16 protein-coding genes, 2 tRNA genes and 1 pseudogene are annotated in these 12,276 nt (G+C 63.9%); 9 read left to right on the top strand and 10 right to left on the bottom strand.

Going from position 1 to position 12,276, the window contains the following annotated elements; all coding sequences use genetic code 11:
- Window positions 1-27 precede the first annotated feature (27 nt).
- The 3 genes from AC1DKN_RS05820 to AC1DKN_RS05810 all read right to left on the bottom strand — a co-directional run bounded on the left by AC1DKN_RS05820 (window position 28) and on the right by AC1DKN_RS05810 (window position 2,325).
- Window positions 28-732, bottom strand: coding sequence for a helicase associated domain-containing protein (locus tag AC1DKN_RS05820; RefSeq protein ID WP_476870680.1), 705 nt, complete (start codon window positions 730-732; stop codon window positions 28-30).
- Window positions 729-1,112: a hypothetical protein gene (locus AC1DKN_RS05815; protein ID WP_476870679.1), complete on the bottom strand. Its 384-nt coding sequence runs from the start codon at window positions 1,110-1,112 to the stop codon at window positions 729-731. Before AC1DKN_RS05815 ends, AC1DKN_RS05820 begins: the two co-directional genes overlap by 4 nt.
- Before the next feature lie 397 nt (window positions 1,113-1,509).
- Entirely contained in the window at window positions 1,510-2,325 is an 816-nt protein-coding gene (locus AC1DKN_RS05810; RefSeq protein ID WP_476870678.1) for a S1 family peptidase, read from the bottom strand.
- Window positions 2,326-2,520: 195 nt separating this feature from the next.
- On the opposite strand from AC1DKN_RS05810, the gene AC1DKN_RS05805 reads away from it, so the two are divergent.
- Both AC1DKN_RS05805 and AC1DKN_RS05800 read left to right on the top strand, forming a co-directional pair.
- Window positions 2,521-3,108 carry a hypothetical protein gene (locus AC1DKN_RS05805; protein ID WP_476870677.1) on the top strand — a complete coding sequence of 196 codons (588 nt, stop codon included), beginning with the start codon at window positions 2,521-2,523 and terminating at the stop codon, window positions 3,106-3,108.
- A gap of 421 nt (window positions 3,109-3,529) precedes the next feature.
- Entirely contained in the window at window positions 3,530-3,898 is a 369-nt protein-coding gene (locus AC1DKN_RS05800; RefSeq protein WP_476870676.1) for a hypothetical protein, read from the top strand.
- Window positions 3,899-4,059: 161 nt separating this feature from the next.
- On the opposite strand, the gene AC1DKN_RS05795 is transcribed toward AC1DKN_RS05800, so the two are convergent.
- On the bottom strand, window positions 4,060-4,593 hold the full coding sequence (locus tag AC1DKN_RS05795) for a hypothetical protein (protein WP_476870675.1): 534 nt from the start codon (window positions 4,591-4,593) through the stop codon (window positions 4,060-4,062).
- 301 nt (window positions 4,594-4,894) lie between these two features.
- Between AC1DKN_RS05795 and AC1DKN_RS05790 the strand changes: the two genes are divergently transcribed.
- Together AC1DKN_RS05790 and AC1DKN_RS05785 are read left to right on the top strand one after the other, a co-directional pair.
- Entirely contained in the window at window positions 4,895-5,374 is a 480-nt protein-coding gene (locus tag AC1DKN_RS05790) for a hypothetical protein (RefSeq protein ID WP_476870674.1), read from the top strand.
- A gap of 32 nt (window positions 5,375-5,406) precedes the next feature.
- The gene (locus tag AC1DKN_RS05785; protein ID WP_476870673.1) at window positions 5,407-6,021 is read left to right on the top strand and encodes a hypothetical protein; all 615 of its coding nucleotides are present in this window, start codon (window positions 5,407-5,409) and stop codon (window positions 6,019-6,021) included.
- A gap of 27 nt (window positions 6,022-6,048) precedes the next feature.
- Here the strand turns inward: AC1DKN_RS05785 and AC1DKN_RS05780 are convergent, their stop codons facing one another.
- Window positions 6,049-6,903, bottom strand: coding sequence for a hypothetical protein (locus tag AC1DKN_RS05780; protein ID WP_476870672.1), 855 nt, complete (start codon window positions 6,901-6,903; stop codon window positions 6,049-6,051).
- 316 nt (window positions 6,904-7,219) lie between these two features.
- On the opposite strand from AC1DKN_RS05780, the gene AC1DKN_RS05775 reads away from it, so the two are divergent.
- Complete coding sequence (locus AC1DKN_RS05775) at window positions 7,220-7,564, top strand: hypothetical protein (protein WP_476870671.1); 345 nt, start codon at window positions 7,220-7,222, stop codon at window positions 7,562-7,564.
- Window positions 7,565-7,663: 99 nt separating this feature from the next.
- On the opposite strand, the pseudogene AC1DKN_RS05770 reads toward AC1DKN_RS05775, so the two are convergent.
- Window positions 7,664-8,038: pseudogene (locus AC1DKN_RS05770) on the bottom strand (flagellar hook-basal body complex protein); the annotation flags it as partial.
- Window positions 8,039-8,170: 132 nt separating this feature from the next.
- On the opposite strand from AC1DKN_RS05770, the gene AC1DKN_RS05765 reads away from it, so the two are divergent.
- Window positions 8,171-8,296, top strand: a complete 126-nt coding sequence (locus tag AC1DKN_RS05765) for a hypothetical protein (RefSeq protein ID WP_476870670.1) — start codon at window positions 8,171-8,173, stop codon at window positions 8,294-8,296.
- 146 nt (window positions 8,297-8,442) lie between these two features.
- Here AC1DKN_RS05765 and AC1DKN_RS05760 read toward each other — a convergent pair whose 3' ends face one another.
- Both AC1DKN_RS05760 and AC1DKN_RS05755 read right to left on the bottom strand, forming a co-directional pair.
- The gene (locus AC1DKN_RS05760; protein WP_476870669.1) at window positions 8,443-8,826 is read right to left on the bottom strand and encodes a hypothetical protein; all 384 of its coding nucleotides are present in this window, start codon (window positions 8,824-8,826) and stop codon (window positions 8,443-8,445) included.
- Window positions 8,827-8,977: 151 nt separating this feature from the next.
- Window positions 8,978-9,277 carry a tyrosine-type recombinase/integrase gene (locus tag AC1DKN_RS05755; RefSeq protein ID WP_476870769.1) on the bottom strand — a complete coding sequence of 100 codons (300 nt, stop codon included), beginning with the start codon at window positions 9,275-9,277 and terminating at the stop codon, window positions 8,978-8,980.
- Window positions 9,278-9,832: 555 nt separating this feature from the next.
- Here AC1DKN_RS05755 and AC1DKN_RS05750 point away from each other — a divergent pair.
- The 3 genes from AC1DKN_RS05750 to AC1DKN_RS05740 all read left to right on the top strand — a co-directional run bounded on the left by AC1DKN_RS05750 (window position 9,833) and on the right by AC1DKN_RS05740 (window position 11,789).
- A complete protein-coding gene (locus tag AC1DKN_RS05750; RefSeq protein ID WP_476870668.1) occupies window positions 9,833-10,630 on the top strand; it encodes a hypothetical protein in 798 nt (265 codons plus the stop codon).
- A gap of 4 nt (window positions 10,631-10,634) precedes the next feature.
- Window positions 10,635-10,865, top strand: coding sequence for a hypothetical protein (locus AC1DKN_RS05745; RefSeq protein WP_476870667.1), 231 nt, complete (start codon window positions 10,635-10,637; stop codon window positions 10,863-10,865).
- A 576-nt stretch (window positions 10,866-11,441) separates the two neighbouring features.
- On the top strand, window positions 11,442-11,789 hold the full coding sequence (locus AC1DKN_RS05740; RefSeq protein WP_476870666.1) for a hypothetical protein: 348 nt from the start codon (window positions 11,442-11,444) through the stop codon (window positions 11,787-11,789).
- Window positions 11,790-12,077: 288 nt separating this feature from the next.
- On the opposite strand, the gene AC1DKN_RS05735 is transcribed toward AC1DKN_RS05740, so the two are convergent.
- Together AC1DKN_RS05735 and AC1DKN_RS05730 are read right to left on the bottom strand one after the other, a co-directional pair.
- Window positions 12,078-12,150 (bottom strand) — tRNA-Gly (locus AC1DKN_RS05735).
- 2 nt (window positions 12,151-12,152) lie between these two features.
- A tRNA-Gly gene (locus AC1DKN_RS05730) sits at window positions 12,153-12,224 on the bottom strand.
- Between the last annotated feature and the right edge of the window lie 52 nt (window positions 12,225-12,276).

The following is a 12,276-nucleotide window of genomic DNA, read 5'->3' as shown; positions in this document are numbered from 1 at the left end:
TCAGGCGGTGGTGCCGTTTGGCACCCCTCACTGTATCGCCGCAGCCTCCGCGTACTGCTTCAGGCCGGAGGTCTGGCGTGTGATGTGCCATCCGGGCAGCACCTCGTCCAGGAACGCTTTCCGTTCCGGGGAGAGTCCGCGGCCGCGGCGCATGTCATCGATCCAGCGGGAGAGACGGCGCTCCGAGTGCTCTGCGGCGGCGCCGGAGGGCATCCTGCCGCGGTGCGTGCGAAACGTGGCGATCTCTCTGGCGGTCCGCTCCCAGGTCTGCTGGACGGTTTCATCCCAGCCGGGCACTTGCTCATCGAGCAGCGCCTTCCGGTGGGGGACCATTTCGCCGTTGCGCATCTGGTGCCTGTGGCGTTCCAGCCATTTGCTGAGCGCGAGAACGGCGCCGTCGCGTGAACGGGATGAGTGCCACACCCCGTAGGCATCGCGGTAGACCTTCAGGTCCTGAACCCTCGATTCGAAAGGACCGTGCATGTTCCCGTCCCAGCGCGGGATCCTCGCGTCCAGGACAGCCCGGCAGGCTCCCGGTAAAGGCTTCGTGCGCTGATACTGGAGCCAGCCGTAGAGCCTCCCCTCAGCCCTTCCGCCCCGGTGGGCCCGCGGAAGGCGGCCGCGGGTTGCCACATGGTTTTCCACCTCGTCCAGGCGCGCCAGCCAGGCAGCGGAGCGCTGCGGGGTTTTCCCGGTGGCGGCGGCCAGCTCGTCGGCGTCGGGAAGCCTCATGCGGCTGCCCTCCGGGTGCGCGCCTCAAGGAAGCGGCCGTCAGCGCGCCAGCCGGGAAGATGTTTTTCCAGATACGCCTCACGCTCCGGTGTCAGGTTGCCGCCCTGACGAAAGTCAGCGAGCCATCGGGAATGCCGGCGCTCCGAGTCCTCAGGACTGGAATAGGCGGGCAACCGGCCGCGGCGGGACCGGAACGTCGCGATCTCCTGGACGGTTCTCTCCCAGGTCTCTTGGACGGTTTCGTCCCAGCCGGGCACTTGCTCATCGAGCAGGGCTTCCGGTGCGGGGCCATGCCGCCGGCGCGCCACAGGATCCTCTGGGACCTCAGCCAATGCCACAGCTTCACGACCTGTTCGTCCCGAGACCTGGACGACGGCCACGACCCGTAGGCGTCGCGATGGATCTTGAGGTCCTGGACCCGGGACTCGAACGTGCCATAGGTATTCCGACGTCGCTTGTCCCAGTCGGGAACCCGGACGTCAAGGATGTGCTTCATCGGCTCCGGCGCAGGCGACAGTCGCTGGTACTTGAGCCATTCGTAAAGACTCTTCTCAGCCTTTCGGCCAATATGGGCCGCCGGAAGGCGACCATGAGCTGCGAAATGAGCCTCCACCTCGGCCAGCCGCGCCAGCCAGGCGGCGGCCCGCTCCGGAAACTTGCCGGTGGCGGCGGCTAGCTCGTCGGCGGAGGGAAGAGGCATCACAGGGTCGGTCATTCGCCCCATGTGTGCGGAACGCCCGGTAGTGCTCCCCACCCGCCGGCCGACCACACCGAGGCTCAGCGAATACCTGTGACCGACCTGATCCAGGCCAGGTTCTGGGCCGCCGAAGTGAAGTACATGTTGTAGAGGCTGCTCGGGGTCGTCCCCCGTGCCTCAAGCCCGTTATGCACCCCAACGAGAGTCCGCACACCGTTCCGGACGACAGTGACTGGCGCCCCGCTGTCCCCATTATCGGTCGCACTCGGATACGAGTGGTCACAAAGCCTCCAAGGTCGTGTGGCCGACGGGCAGATCCCCGTACGGACCACGACGGATGTCATATGCCTCAGCTGCGTCACGTCGCAGGGAAACCCTCCGGTGTACGGGTCCCCCTGGCATCCGTATCCGGCGATGACGATCTGTGCTCCCAGGCCAGGATCAGTCCTCGAGATCGGCATGACGGGTGAATGGGCGTTGGTCTTCAGCCTGACCACGGCGATGTCGTCTCCGGTGTAGGTCGCCGCGTTGTACCCGGGTGCGGAGCTCGAGCTTGATGCCTGGATGGTGTACGTGTCAGCACTGATTCCGTAATTGAACATTGCGTGGATGTAGAGCGGTGCCTTTCCCTGTTTGTCCCGGACGCAATGGGCAGCGGTGATCACGACGTTGGATGCGATCAGGCTTCCTGTGCATGGCAGCTGCCGGGTGGGGAAGGTGACGATCAGGAGCACGGTGGAGGCGTACGACCCAGGATTGGACGTGCTTCCCCGATAGATGGCTTGGGCAGGTGACGCGAGCCCGACCGCCGCCAGCAAGATGACCGTCACGGATGCGGCCAGCTGACGGATTCTGCGGACCCTGGATGTTCGAGGGGTGTGGTCAGTGGTGTTCATGACTGCTCCTAGGGTCCGTGCCGAGAACGCCGCCTCTTCAGGCATCGAATTTGTGCTCCGCCCCAGCCGTCATCGTCGGCCCGTTGCACTTTGGCGGGAAGGGTCGAAGTCCTCTAGCAGCGGGGCCGTATTCACGTTGTCGCCGGAGCCTGTTCCTGCCGCACACATGGGGAGTACAGGAAAGGAGCACCACCCATGACCGCCACCGCTCTCCCCGCCCGTGTCCAGCCCGGCAATCCCGCCGGAGGCCAGTTCGCCGCCACCGCCCACGCCCCTGCCGATGTCGTCCTGCCCGCAGCCCAGGTCCCCGACTTCGACTCCGCCTTCGAGGCCGCCCGCGGCCATGACCTGACCCGCGCACTCCTCGCCCTGCCCAAGGCGCCGGTCCGCGAAATCATCCGCGCGTCCCGCACCACGGACCTGCTCCGGGACTCCTACCCGGACTACTGGGCCGACGGCGAGGCACCCCAGACCCGCACCGACGCGATCCGGAACCTTGAGGCCGCGTTCCCGCGCCTGCCGCAGGCGGACCGGGACCGGTACGTCGAGCTCATCCGCTTCGCCGTCCACACCGAGATGAAGTCCTACACGGACCCCGGCTACATCCTGAACCCGGACCACCCCTACGAGGTCCTGATCAACACCGCCGACTACAACGACGAGGACGAGCTCCTGGAGACCGGCCACGACGAGAACCGCCAGGCCTGGGCGACCCTTGCTGACACCGCCGCGCTGCACGCGATCACGGCCGACCAGAACTACCCGGCCTTGCAGAACGCCTGATCTCCGATGCCCGGGACCGGGTCGGCTTCGGCCGGCCCGGTCTTTTGCGTCGTGAACGGCCCGTGGGCGGCAAGCCGACCGCGCCGGAGTGTCGGTGCCCGGCGTTAATGTCCGGACATGAAGACGACGAACGGTGCAGCCGCACACATGAGCTCCATGAGAACCCTGACTTTGCCGCGCCCGCTCACCGACGCCCCGATCATCCTCTGGGACGCTGACGGTAACGCCTTCGACTGGAGCGGCGCCTTGGACGACAAGCTCCTCGAAATCGACCCCGGCTACCGGATCGTGCCCATGGAGGAGCGCACCCACTACGACTACATGTTTGACAACCCGCACGACCGGGAGACCTTGGACGCGGCCATGAACGCCGAAGGCCTGTACCTGAACCTGGAGCCGCTGCCGTACGCCGTCGAGGCCCATGGCCGAGATGGCCGCCGAAGGCCTGGACAACTGGTTCTGCTCCAAGCCGTACCTGACGCACCCGACCTGCACGTCCGAGAAGCTCGCCTCCATCGCCCGGCACTTCGGGCCCGAGATGGCGGCCAAGACCATCCTCACGCACGACAAGACCCTCGTCTTCGGTCACTTGCTGCTCGATGACAAGCCGACCGTGACCGGCGCTGCCGTGCCCGCGTGGAAGCAGATCTACTACGGCCAGCCGTACAACGCCCCCGGCACCGGCGCCCTGGACATCCCCCGCATCACCGACTGGCGGAACTGGCGCGACGCCGTCTACCCGGCCCTGGAGGAGATGGGCTTCAACCTCAAAAAGATGGCGTTCAGCTAGGGCCAGTCCCAAGAGCCGGCGTCAACGCCACCGCAGCCGCTGCCTACGGCGGTTTGCGGAGCGAAGGCCGCACCCGGGGCTTCCCATTTCGCCCCAGGGAGCGGCCTGCGCCACCGGGAAGCCGGGGTCGGATCATCCGGCCCCGGCTTCTTTCTGCCCTGCTACCAGGCGCGCTCGGAGCGCTCGGGGCCTGAATCAACTCCGACGACCACATCTTCACCGGCTGCCAACAACGCCGCCATGTCGGCGACGATAGGGGCGTCAACCTGATAGCCCCGCTCTTTGATGGCCGCATCCAGGTCCGCGCTGATCGAGTCCACGTCGTCCCCGCTGCGGTCCCCAAGGGACTTGATCGCGGCATTGATCATGGCTTCCTTATGTTTCGGCACGTTCAGCTCAATTGAGACGGACACGCCGCCCTCGCCGTCAGGGGCTACGTCGGTAGTCAGATACTTCTGTTCTTTGGCGAGCATATTCTGCTCTTTGCGCGCGTCCTCGTCAGTGAACAGACCCCTCTCGCGGAGGGCCCGAAAATACCCGGGATGCCCCTCTCCAACGGCCCAGGCTACGAACCCACGCTTCTCCATGAACTTGCGCCATTCCGGGCCAAGGGCGGGCTCAGGGAAGGGCACGGTGGCCTGGGCATCAGCCTGTCGCTGCTGAGACTTGCCGCGGCTGTCTTGTGAATTTTCCATGGCACGGAGTCTAGCGGTGAGAGTTCCCCCGGGGTCCGCACACATGGGGTCCGAGAGCATGACGTCAACGTCATCTCACCGGGTTTTGTTAGCAAGGTCCATTCGGGCCCGGTGCTGAAGCGAAGGTCGCCGCCGGGGGGTTTATTCCTTTCGACTCCCTGCCATGGTGGGTCCTGCGTCGCTCCGGAAAGCGGGTCGGTTATCCGGCCCGCTTTCTGTCTGTCGGGCACTTTCAGGGCCACGTCCGTACACATGAGGGGTACGGGGAGCACCCCGGAACCGCCGAGTAAAAGGACCTGCCATGGGCTACACGCACCGCCTGGAAAACTCCACCGCCACCCCCGCCGTCATCTCCGACGCCTGCTCCATCATTGACGCATCCGGGATCGCCATCCACGGACCCGACGGGACCGGTTCCCCGGAGCTCACGGTCGAGGACGGGATCTGGCTCAACGGCTCCGAGGCCCTCGACGAGGACTACGAGACGTTCCACCTCCCCGGCACGAACGGCACCGACGACACCGGCCTGGACAACTTCTGCAAGACCGGCCGCCGCCCTTACGACACCGTCATCGCCGCCATTCTGGTCTCGGCGCTGGTCCGCAACGGCCAGGCCTTCACCAGTGATGGGCAGTGGTCTGACTGGGCCGCCGGGGTCGAACTGTTCGAACGCGCAATCCGCCCGCTCACCGCGGATGAACGGATCGCCGTGGAAATGTGCGCCGAGGGCCTCGTCGCCCCAGCCGCGGTCCCCGCACCCGCCGGGACGGCACGTCGATGACACCCAAGGACACCAGCCGCACACAGGAGGGCATGAGCAACCAGAACCGCGTGTCGCCCGGCGTCCCGTCCGGCGGAGAATTCGCAGCCCACACCTTTCCAGAAGCCACCGGCGTCACCCTCGTCGAACCGGCCGCCCGCCCTGTCCTCATCGCCCCGGGCGAGGACGAGAACTTCAACGAGCTCGCCGACGGCGACGTCATCGAGAGCATCGACGTTCGCCGCTCCCATATCGACGACGGCTCCGGGTACACCGTGACCGCGGGCAAGACCCTGAACCTCCGGGACATGATGGGTGCGAGCGACCTCTCCGCCTCCGACGGCAGCCTCGACACCTACCTGGAACGCCACGGCGCCCAGATCGAGGACTTCATCCGGGACCGCTACGAGGCGGACCTGGACAACCAGGACTGGGAGGAGGTCCGCGTCGAATGCAGCGCCTCGCTGCCGGCCGGGAACCTCACCGAAGGTGCTGTCGCCGACGCTGCCTGGGACGGGACCAAGATCACCGCCCTGCATAACGAGTCCGACCCCGGAACCTTCGGGTCCGAATTCCTGGGCCGGCTCATCCGCGAACAGATCGCCGAGTCCGCCTCCGTCGAGGACGCCGTTTGGAGGGCATCAAAAAGCCCCGGACCGACTGGGTGACGGGCCGGGGCCTCGGGGTGGTGCCGGTCAGCCGATTTTCGTCCAGTACCCGCAGCGCTGGGATTCGAAGCCTTCTCCGGCGTGGACGGTGACGGTAACCCCGGCAGGGGCGTAGCCGATGAAGTTGTTGGCGATGATGTCCCCGCCACCGGTGGTCCGCGCCCAATAGCAGTCCTTCGCTCCGGGCTTGGTCCGGTAGGTGCCCGGCTCCATGAATTTCCCGACCTCGTACGCCCCTGGGCCGACGGTAATGAGGGTCTGGACGTCCCGCAGGATGGCCGCGTGCGGGGTGTCAGGGCAGAGCGCGAGGGCGGCCTTGGCCTCCGCCTTCTGCGTATCCACCCGGTCCCAGGACCCGTCGGTGTAATCCGCATCCAGCTTGATGCACAGTCCCAGCACGTGATCGAACGTCTTCATCGGCGGGTCGAATACCCCGCTGCCGTTTGCTGCCACGATGTCCACGATCTTTTGCTCACTGGGCAGTATTGCCGGCTTCTCCAAGGAATGTTCGCCGTTGTAGTTGACTATGCAGTGGTCTGGTCCGGCATAGCTTTTGCTGGCCCACACCTCTTTGAGTGAGTGGAATGTGACTGACTCGTCGAAGCCCAGGTTGGGGGCACAATCGATCTGGTAGCGGGTGCCGTTTTTAGCCGGGTCCGCGCCGTTCATCACGGCAGTTCCCGCCGCCCCGGTGAGGCCGAGGTTGATCTGGATGTCCATGGTGCTCGTGACGGTGCCGGCGGTCGGGCTGGTGGAGACGACGACGAGGGACTTATCAGGGGTCGTGGAGATCGATTTCAAGCCGTCCATATCGTAGGGGTAGCCGTAGAATTCCGCATCCATAAGAATCTTGTATGCCTCGGCGAACGTCTTCCCGGTCACTTCCGGAACCGGCCGGGACGCGTGCGTTCGGGTGGGTGTTGGACTTGGCGTCGGACTAGCAGTGGCAGTGTCGGTCGGGGTAGCGGGGATCGTCTCGGACGATACCTCCCTCGCGGATCCGGCTTCCGGAGCCCCGCTCCCGCACGCGCAGAGCCCCGCGATGAGTGTGACCGCCAGAGCGGTAAGGATGTAGCGTTTCATGTCCCTCAAATTCATGAGCTATGAGTGCAGTGGCCTCTTCCGCGGTAGTGGCACGGGTGCGGATAAGCCCAACCATATGAGTGAGGCGGTCGACGGGGAAGGGTAGTCTCCACCTATGAAGATCAGCCAACTACTCGGCGGCCCACTGCACGGGCAACACAGAGACCTCGACTCCACCGAGCTTCCACTAGCGGTGCAAGGGGGAACCTACCGGCTGTCCGGGCCAGAGGGCGGCCCGGCCATCGCCCTCTTCTGGCCGGACCGGGAGGCGCCGCGAGGTCCGGGCAACCCGATTGCTGTGGGTGAGCCGTTTCCTCTGGACGCTAGCAACGTCGGTGACTGCAGCGGTGAGAAGCTCGACGGCAGCGGGATCTTCACCGCCTACTGCGCTCTCGACGAAGGCCATGACGGCCGGCATGTCGCGTCAGACGGAGAGACGGTCGTGGAGGTTTGGGACTGACTCCCTCCGCAGACCAAGGAGGCCCCGGTCCGCTGCTGCGGATCGGGGCCTCTTCGCCGGAATTAGGAGACACCTAAGGTTCCGGCAATATGCGGGCGCCTAGCGTTTCAAGTCCACCAGCTCTTGCAGCATCTGGTCGGAGGTGGTGATGATGCGGGCGTTGGCCTGGAAGCCGCGCTGGGCGACGATCAGGTTGGTGAACTCCTGGGACAAGTCCACGTTGGACATTTCCAGGGACCCGGCCGAAATGGAGCGGTAGCCGCCGGAGCCTGCGGTGCCGAGGACCGCGGCGCCCGAGTTAGCGGAGACCCGGTATTCGGAGTTGCCGGCCTTTTCCAGGCCGCCCGGGTTGGTGAATTTGGCCGTCGCGACCTGCCCGACGGGCTGCTTGGTGCCGTTGCTGAACGAGCCCATGATGGTGCCGTCGTTGGCGATCGAGAAGGACTCGAGCGTGCCGGCGGCAAATCCGTTCTTGCCGTCACGGAGGTCATGCGTGTCACATCAGGACCAGAGTTTGCGCGTATGCCGAGCCATCCGATGCGTGCGGACAACTTCGTTCGACTGCCCGCCGGTAAACTCATGGGCAGAAACCACGGAGGAACCACCATGACTGAAACTGCCACCGACCGGCTACATGCCGCCTGCGACGAGCTCGCTGACCAGGAAGACCACATCCGGAACCTCCACCAACCCTGCGAGTGCGGGAAGCTCTCCTTCAGGCCGCGTCCGTAGCTGACAGCCTCTGACTCGGCATCCCGAAGCCGGCGGTTAATTTGGGCCTCTTCCATAAAAAGGGTGCACACGACAAAGGACGGGCCTAAGCCCGCCCCTGTCTGGCGTCGCCTACTGGCCGCGCCGTTAGTTCCATATGTCAGGTGCTATTCCAAGTGGATGGGAGCCCGGTCGGCACTGCATGCTTCAACAACCTGGTTCTGCTGCATGAAGTACGCCGTGCCGTTGTCCTGAGTTTGGCTAGCCTCGTAGGCGGTGGCGTACTCCAAAGAATCCTTCATCTCAACGAGCACGTCCCCATGCGCTTTGGCGGCGGCAAAGCCGATGTTGGACGGCAGCTCGCTGAAGGTTGCACGTACGTCCGCCTGGCTGATGGCGCCTTCCTTCTGCATCTTTACAGCATCCTCAAGCTCGTGTACCGCCGACTCGTAAAGCTTGCAGGCATCAGCGTTCTGCGATGGAACGATCATGACTGCGATAACCACCAGCACAAGGGCGCCGGTAACCCCCAGGACGATCTTGCCGCCCATGCCTATCCCCTTCTTCGGGGGCTGCCCCTGTGGCATCGGCGGTTGATTGTAGGGAGGGTACGGCGGCGGCGGACTGGTGTTGCCAGTAGTCATTAATTCCCCCATTGTGTGCGGATTTTGGTTGGTTGCCCGGAAGATCATAACCGACTTCTCAGACGTCTCCGCCCGACCCACAGCGCCCTACCGTGTGGTGTCCCGAGTGTGACCGGTGGCCATCAGACCTAGGCCCGTGCCACGACGTATCCTGCGGCCTTTGCAGGCTTGTGCCGTGTACTGTCATACCGGCGTTAGTGCAGGGGTCAGCATGTCCCATACTGTCCTGGAGGTCATGCAGGGTGGAGCCAGCGTCCAGCGCGATAGTGGCTAACGTGTGCCGCAGAATGTGCGGACTGATCTGCCCCTCAATCCCCGCCAGCTTTGCCATCCGTTGTACGGTGCGGAATGCCGGCATCCTCAATCAGCGATTGCCGTTCATAGGCAAGGCCCAAGTAGTAGCGCTTTGTAGCGTTTGGCAGGATCCAAATCGGCGGCCATCTGGAAATAGCCAGTGGCTCCCTGAACACTAGTCTCGATGACTGATGACCGGCTGAGACGGCCGCCGGGCAGCGCGTGTAGCCGTTGCCGCCCGACATGTTGCGGCGGCCCCCAAAGGGGGCGCCCGGGCCTCACCGCAACTCCCGGTTTTCTCATTGCCCCCGAGCCGCCGTCGACGGTCGCCATAGGAAACTGGCGGCGGAAGGCGGCCACGGCGAAGCTTAGAGTTTGTGTGGCGACTTTGTTGCCGTCACGGATCAGGCGGCGGGAACTCTCGCGTCCGGCATCGTGCTGCTGACCAAGCAACGCGCACGTTTCCACGGTTCGAGCTGGATGCGAACTTGCTGCGAACCGCCGACGTTGGGGCTCCCCTAAAGAATCGCAGGATCAGCTGGATGACTGCTGGACCCACCGCCCGGCGTTCCATCGCGTAGGCTGCGGCTCGCCAGGAGTCGGGCGATATGATCGCTGAATGCCACCGCTACCCTGGTCCACGAACCAGCTCAAGAAGCTTGGAATCCGCATCCGGGACGGAGAGACGGTGCCAGACTCTTTACCGGGGTACAACGAGGTCATGTTCTACTTCAACGATGTGGCAGCGGAGACACAAGCGAGAATCGCTGCGTTGGACTGGAGTTCCCTTCTTGAGGACCGAGTGCCGGAGGTGACATCGCGTCCGAAGACGATAGACACGCTCCGTCAAAAGCTCCAGCGTGACAGGGCGACGCCTCTTCCAAGTGTCCAGGACATAGCCGGCGTGCGTTTCGAGGCCGAGATGACACTTGATGAACAGGACGCAGTGGCCCACGCGATTGCAGGCGCTTTCGAGCATGATAGAGAAGGCTGTGAGCGAGACCTCCGTAACAACGCTCACAGCGGCTATCGCGCCGTACATTTGTGGCTGCGGCTCCCCGCTCGCGTGGAAGTCCAAATCAGGACACATCTACAGGGCCAATGGGCCAACACCTATGAGGCAGCGGCGGATGTTCTCGGCCGTGAAATCCGGTATGGTGAACTGCCCGGAGACCGTGCAGGACGTCGTCTCGTTGAATCCCTCCAAGAAGTATCTACAGTAGAGATCCGCGATCTGGAGGAAGGCCGCAACAGGATCCGACGGATGACTCAGCGACTAAGAGAGAGCGACCTGTCGACGCCGGTCGAGCTAGAGACGATCGAGGCCCAGATGGACTCCATGGAGGCTGTGGTTCAACAGATGCTCGGTGAGATCAAGGATCGTTTTGATAAGATGCGAGTTAAGAGAAAGGGGTGAACACATGCCTGGATACGTAATCGAGTACAACCGGATAACCGGCGATCGCGTGGTTATGGAGTTTCCCGGATCGAACGGGCACCGCGAAGCCCTTCTGGAACGGCTGAAGCTTGAGCAGGCGCGGCCGAGTACAGATTGGGAAATCGTCTCACTCAACAGCGATTCTCTAGACACCGTGAAAAAGACCCATTCGCGTTACTTCACTGGTCACACGGTTCCAGCTTTGAGCGCTTAACTCATTTCAAGTTCGCGCATCGGCCCACGATTCCTCGTCCGCGAGGCGTGGGCCGAAATATTCTGAAAGTCTTATGTCGCGCGCCCAAGCTGCGGTCAGGTCACTTCGGTGATTCTCGGCGACCGAAGTCGGTGCATGGGGATATGAGAGCGGCTCACGTCGGCCGTCACTGTGTGTGTTCCGCGGAACCTCAATCAATTTCGTCACTGATTTGGCGCAATCTGCTTATATCCTCCGACGACCAGCCGAGTGGACTGTACATCTGCGGACCGGCGGCCACTCCGCTGAAGTCCAGCCGCCAGAAGTCCTCCAAGATGCGGAAGCAATAGTCTTCACCCCGGCGTCCGCTCGGGAGCCAGGCCGGAGCCGCGGCCGGCTGCTATCTCGTCGATCAGGTTGACCAGTTCGTCTGTGCTTAGCCGCTTCGGGCCTTCGTTGTGCTCGGCCATGGCCATCTTTCTCTCGTGTCCGCTTGTCGACGTTCATCATCTCAACAGCGGGCAAATCGGACGGCCAGGCCGTGACACTAAGCGCGCCTGTCGCCGTAGGCATGTGTCGTGGCGATAACGTCATGGCATGAGCACGTTCAGGATTCCCGCCGACAAGCAGATCGACCCGTCCAAACTGAAGGCGTGGATCCAGATGAACGCGCTCCAGAGGGCGGTCCACTCTCCCGGGCCCGCGTTCGTCTACATCAAGGACATCGAACCAGAGACCGCAGGGCCGGTGGTTGATCCAGTCCGGCTCCAGTCGCTGATCGAGGAGAAGGCTGTCAGGAAAGGCGACCCGACCGCCGGCATTCCGTTCATCCACCTGGACGACCTAATGGATGGTTGTCGGGGGACCAGGCTGGAGCCGGATGAAGTCATCCATGCCGCGGCGATGGAGCGCCACAAGCAGGAGCAGCTGCGCCAACAAAAGTAGCGGACTAAGTGCCCCGCGCAGTATCCCGGCCAGACCGTGAGGGCCGGCGGCACTTACCCGTTGCCCGTAGGCTCGGGGGACCCGCCCCTCGAGGGGCGGCTGAGCTGCAGACCCAGCCGAACCTCGAGGGGCGGGCTGAAGACGTGCACGGAATTGCCAATGCAGATCCGGCAGCGTCTTCTATAAACCGTGCCAGAGCACCCGTCGGTGATGGCGGCCATCCCGTCGGCGACCACCGCGACTCTAACATCTGAGCTACGGAGGCGAACGGTGCACTGGGCGCCTTCGAGCGGGAGACGAGGTTCGAACTCGCGACATTCACTTTGGAAGAGTGACGCTCTACCAGCTGAGCTACTCCCGCATTGGTACTTCGGCGACGGGTCTCGAACCCGCGACGGCAGACTGGCAGACTGCTGTGTTTCCTTCTACACCACGCCAACAGTGCAGGGGTTAGGACCTTAGCGGTGCCCGACACCTGCCCAGGATC

The sequence above is a fragment of the Arthrobacter sp. 01N444 genome (assembly GCF_056399305.1).
Note: the sequence above shows the minus strand (reverse complement) of the source record. Positions and strands in the feature narration are given on the sequence as shown.

What these genes read in the sequence shown, in the direction of transcription:
- AC1DKN_RS05820 (WP_476870680.1), bottom strand. Translation starts at nt 732, where the DNA reads ATGAGGCTTCCCGACGCCGACGAGCTGGCCGCCGCCACCGGGAAAACC.
- AC1DKN_RS05810 (WP_476870678.1), bottom strand. Translation starts at nt 2,325, where the DNA reads ATGAACACCACTGACCACACCCCTCGAACATCCAGGGTCCGCAGAATC.
- AC1DKN_RS05805 (WP_476870677.1), top strand. Translation starts at nt 2,521, where the DNA reads ATGACCGCCACCGCTCTCCCCGCCCGTGTCCAGCCCGGCAATCCCGCC.
- AC1DKN_RS05800 (WP_476870676.1), top strand. Translation starts at nt 3,530, where the DNA reads ATGGCCGAGATGGCCGCCGAAGGCCTGGACAACTGGTTCTGCTCCAAG.
- AC1DKN_RS05795 (WP_476870675.1), bottom strand. Translation starts at nt 4,593, where the DNA reads ATGGAAAATTCACAAGACAGCCGCGGCAAGTCTCAGCAGCGACAGGCT.
- AC1DKN_RS05790 (WP_476870674.1), top strand. Translation starts at nt 4,895, where the DNA reads ATGGGCTACACGCACCGCCTGGAAAACTCCACCGCCACCCCCGCCGTC.
- AC1DKN_RS05785 (WP_476870673.1), top strand. Translation starts at nt 5,407, where the DNA reads ATGAGCAACCAGAACCGCGTGTCGCCCGGCGTCCCGTCCGGCGGAGAA.
- AC1DKN_RS05775 (WP_476870671.1), top strand. Translation starts at nt 7,220, where the DNA reads ATGAAGATCAGCCAACTACTCGGCGGCCCACTGCACGGGCAACACAGA.
- AC1DKN_RS05765 (WP_476870670.1), top strand. Translation starts at nt 8,171, where the DNA reads ATGACTGAAACTGCCACCGACCGGCTACATGCCGCCTGCGACGAGCTC.
- AC1DKN_RS05760 (WP_476870669.1), bottom strand. Translation starts at nt 8,826, where the DNA reads ATGGGCGGCAAGATCGTCCTGGGGGTTACCGGCGCCCTTGTGCTGGTG.
- AC1DKN_RS05755 (WP_476870769.1), bottom strand. Translation starts at nt 9,277, where the DNA reads ATGCCGGCATTCCGCACCGTACAACGGATGGCAAAGCTGGCGGGGATT.
- AC1DKN_RS05750 (WP_476870668.1), top strand. Translation starts at nt 9,833, where the DNA reads ATGCCACCGCTACCCTGGTCCACGAACCAGCTCAAGAAGCTTGGAATC.
- AC1DKN_RS05745 (WP_476870667.1), top strand. Translation starts at nt 10,635, where the DNA reads ATGCCTGGATACGTAATCGAGTACAACCGGATAACCGGCGATCGCGTG.
- AC1DKN_RS05740 (WP_476870666.1), top strand. Translation starts at nt 11,442, where the DNA reads ATGAGCACGTTCAGGATTCCCGCCGACAAGCAGATCGACCCGTCCAAA.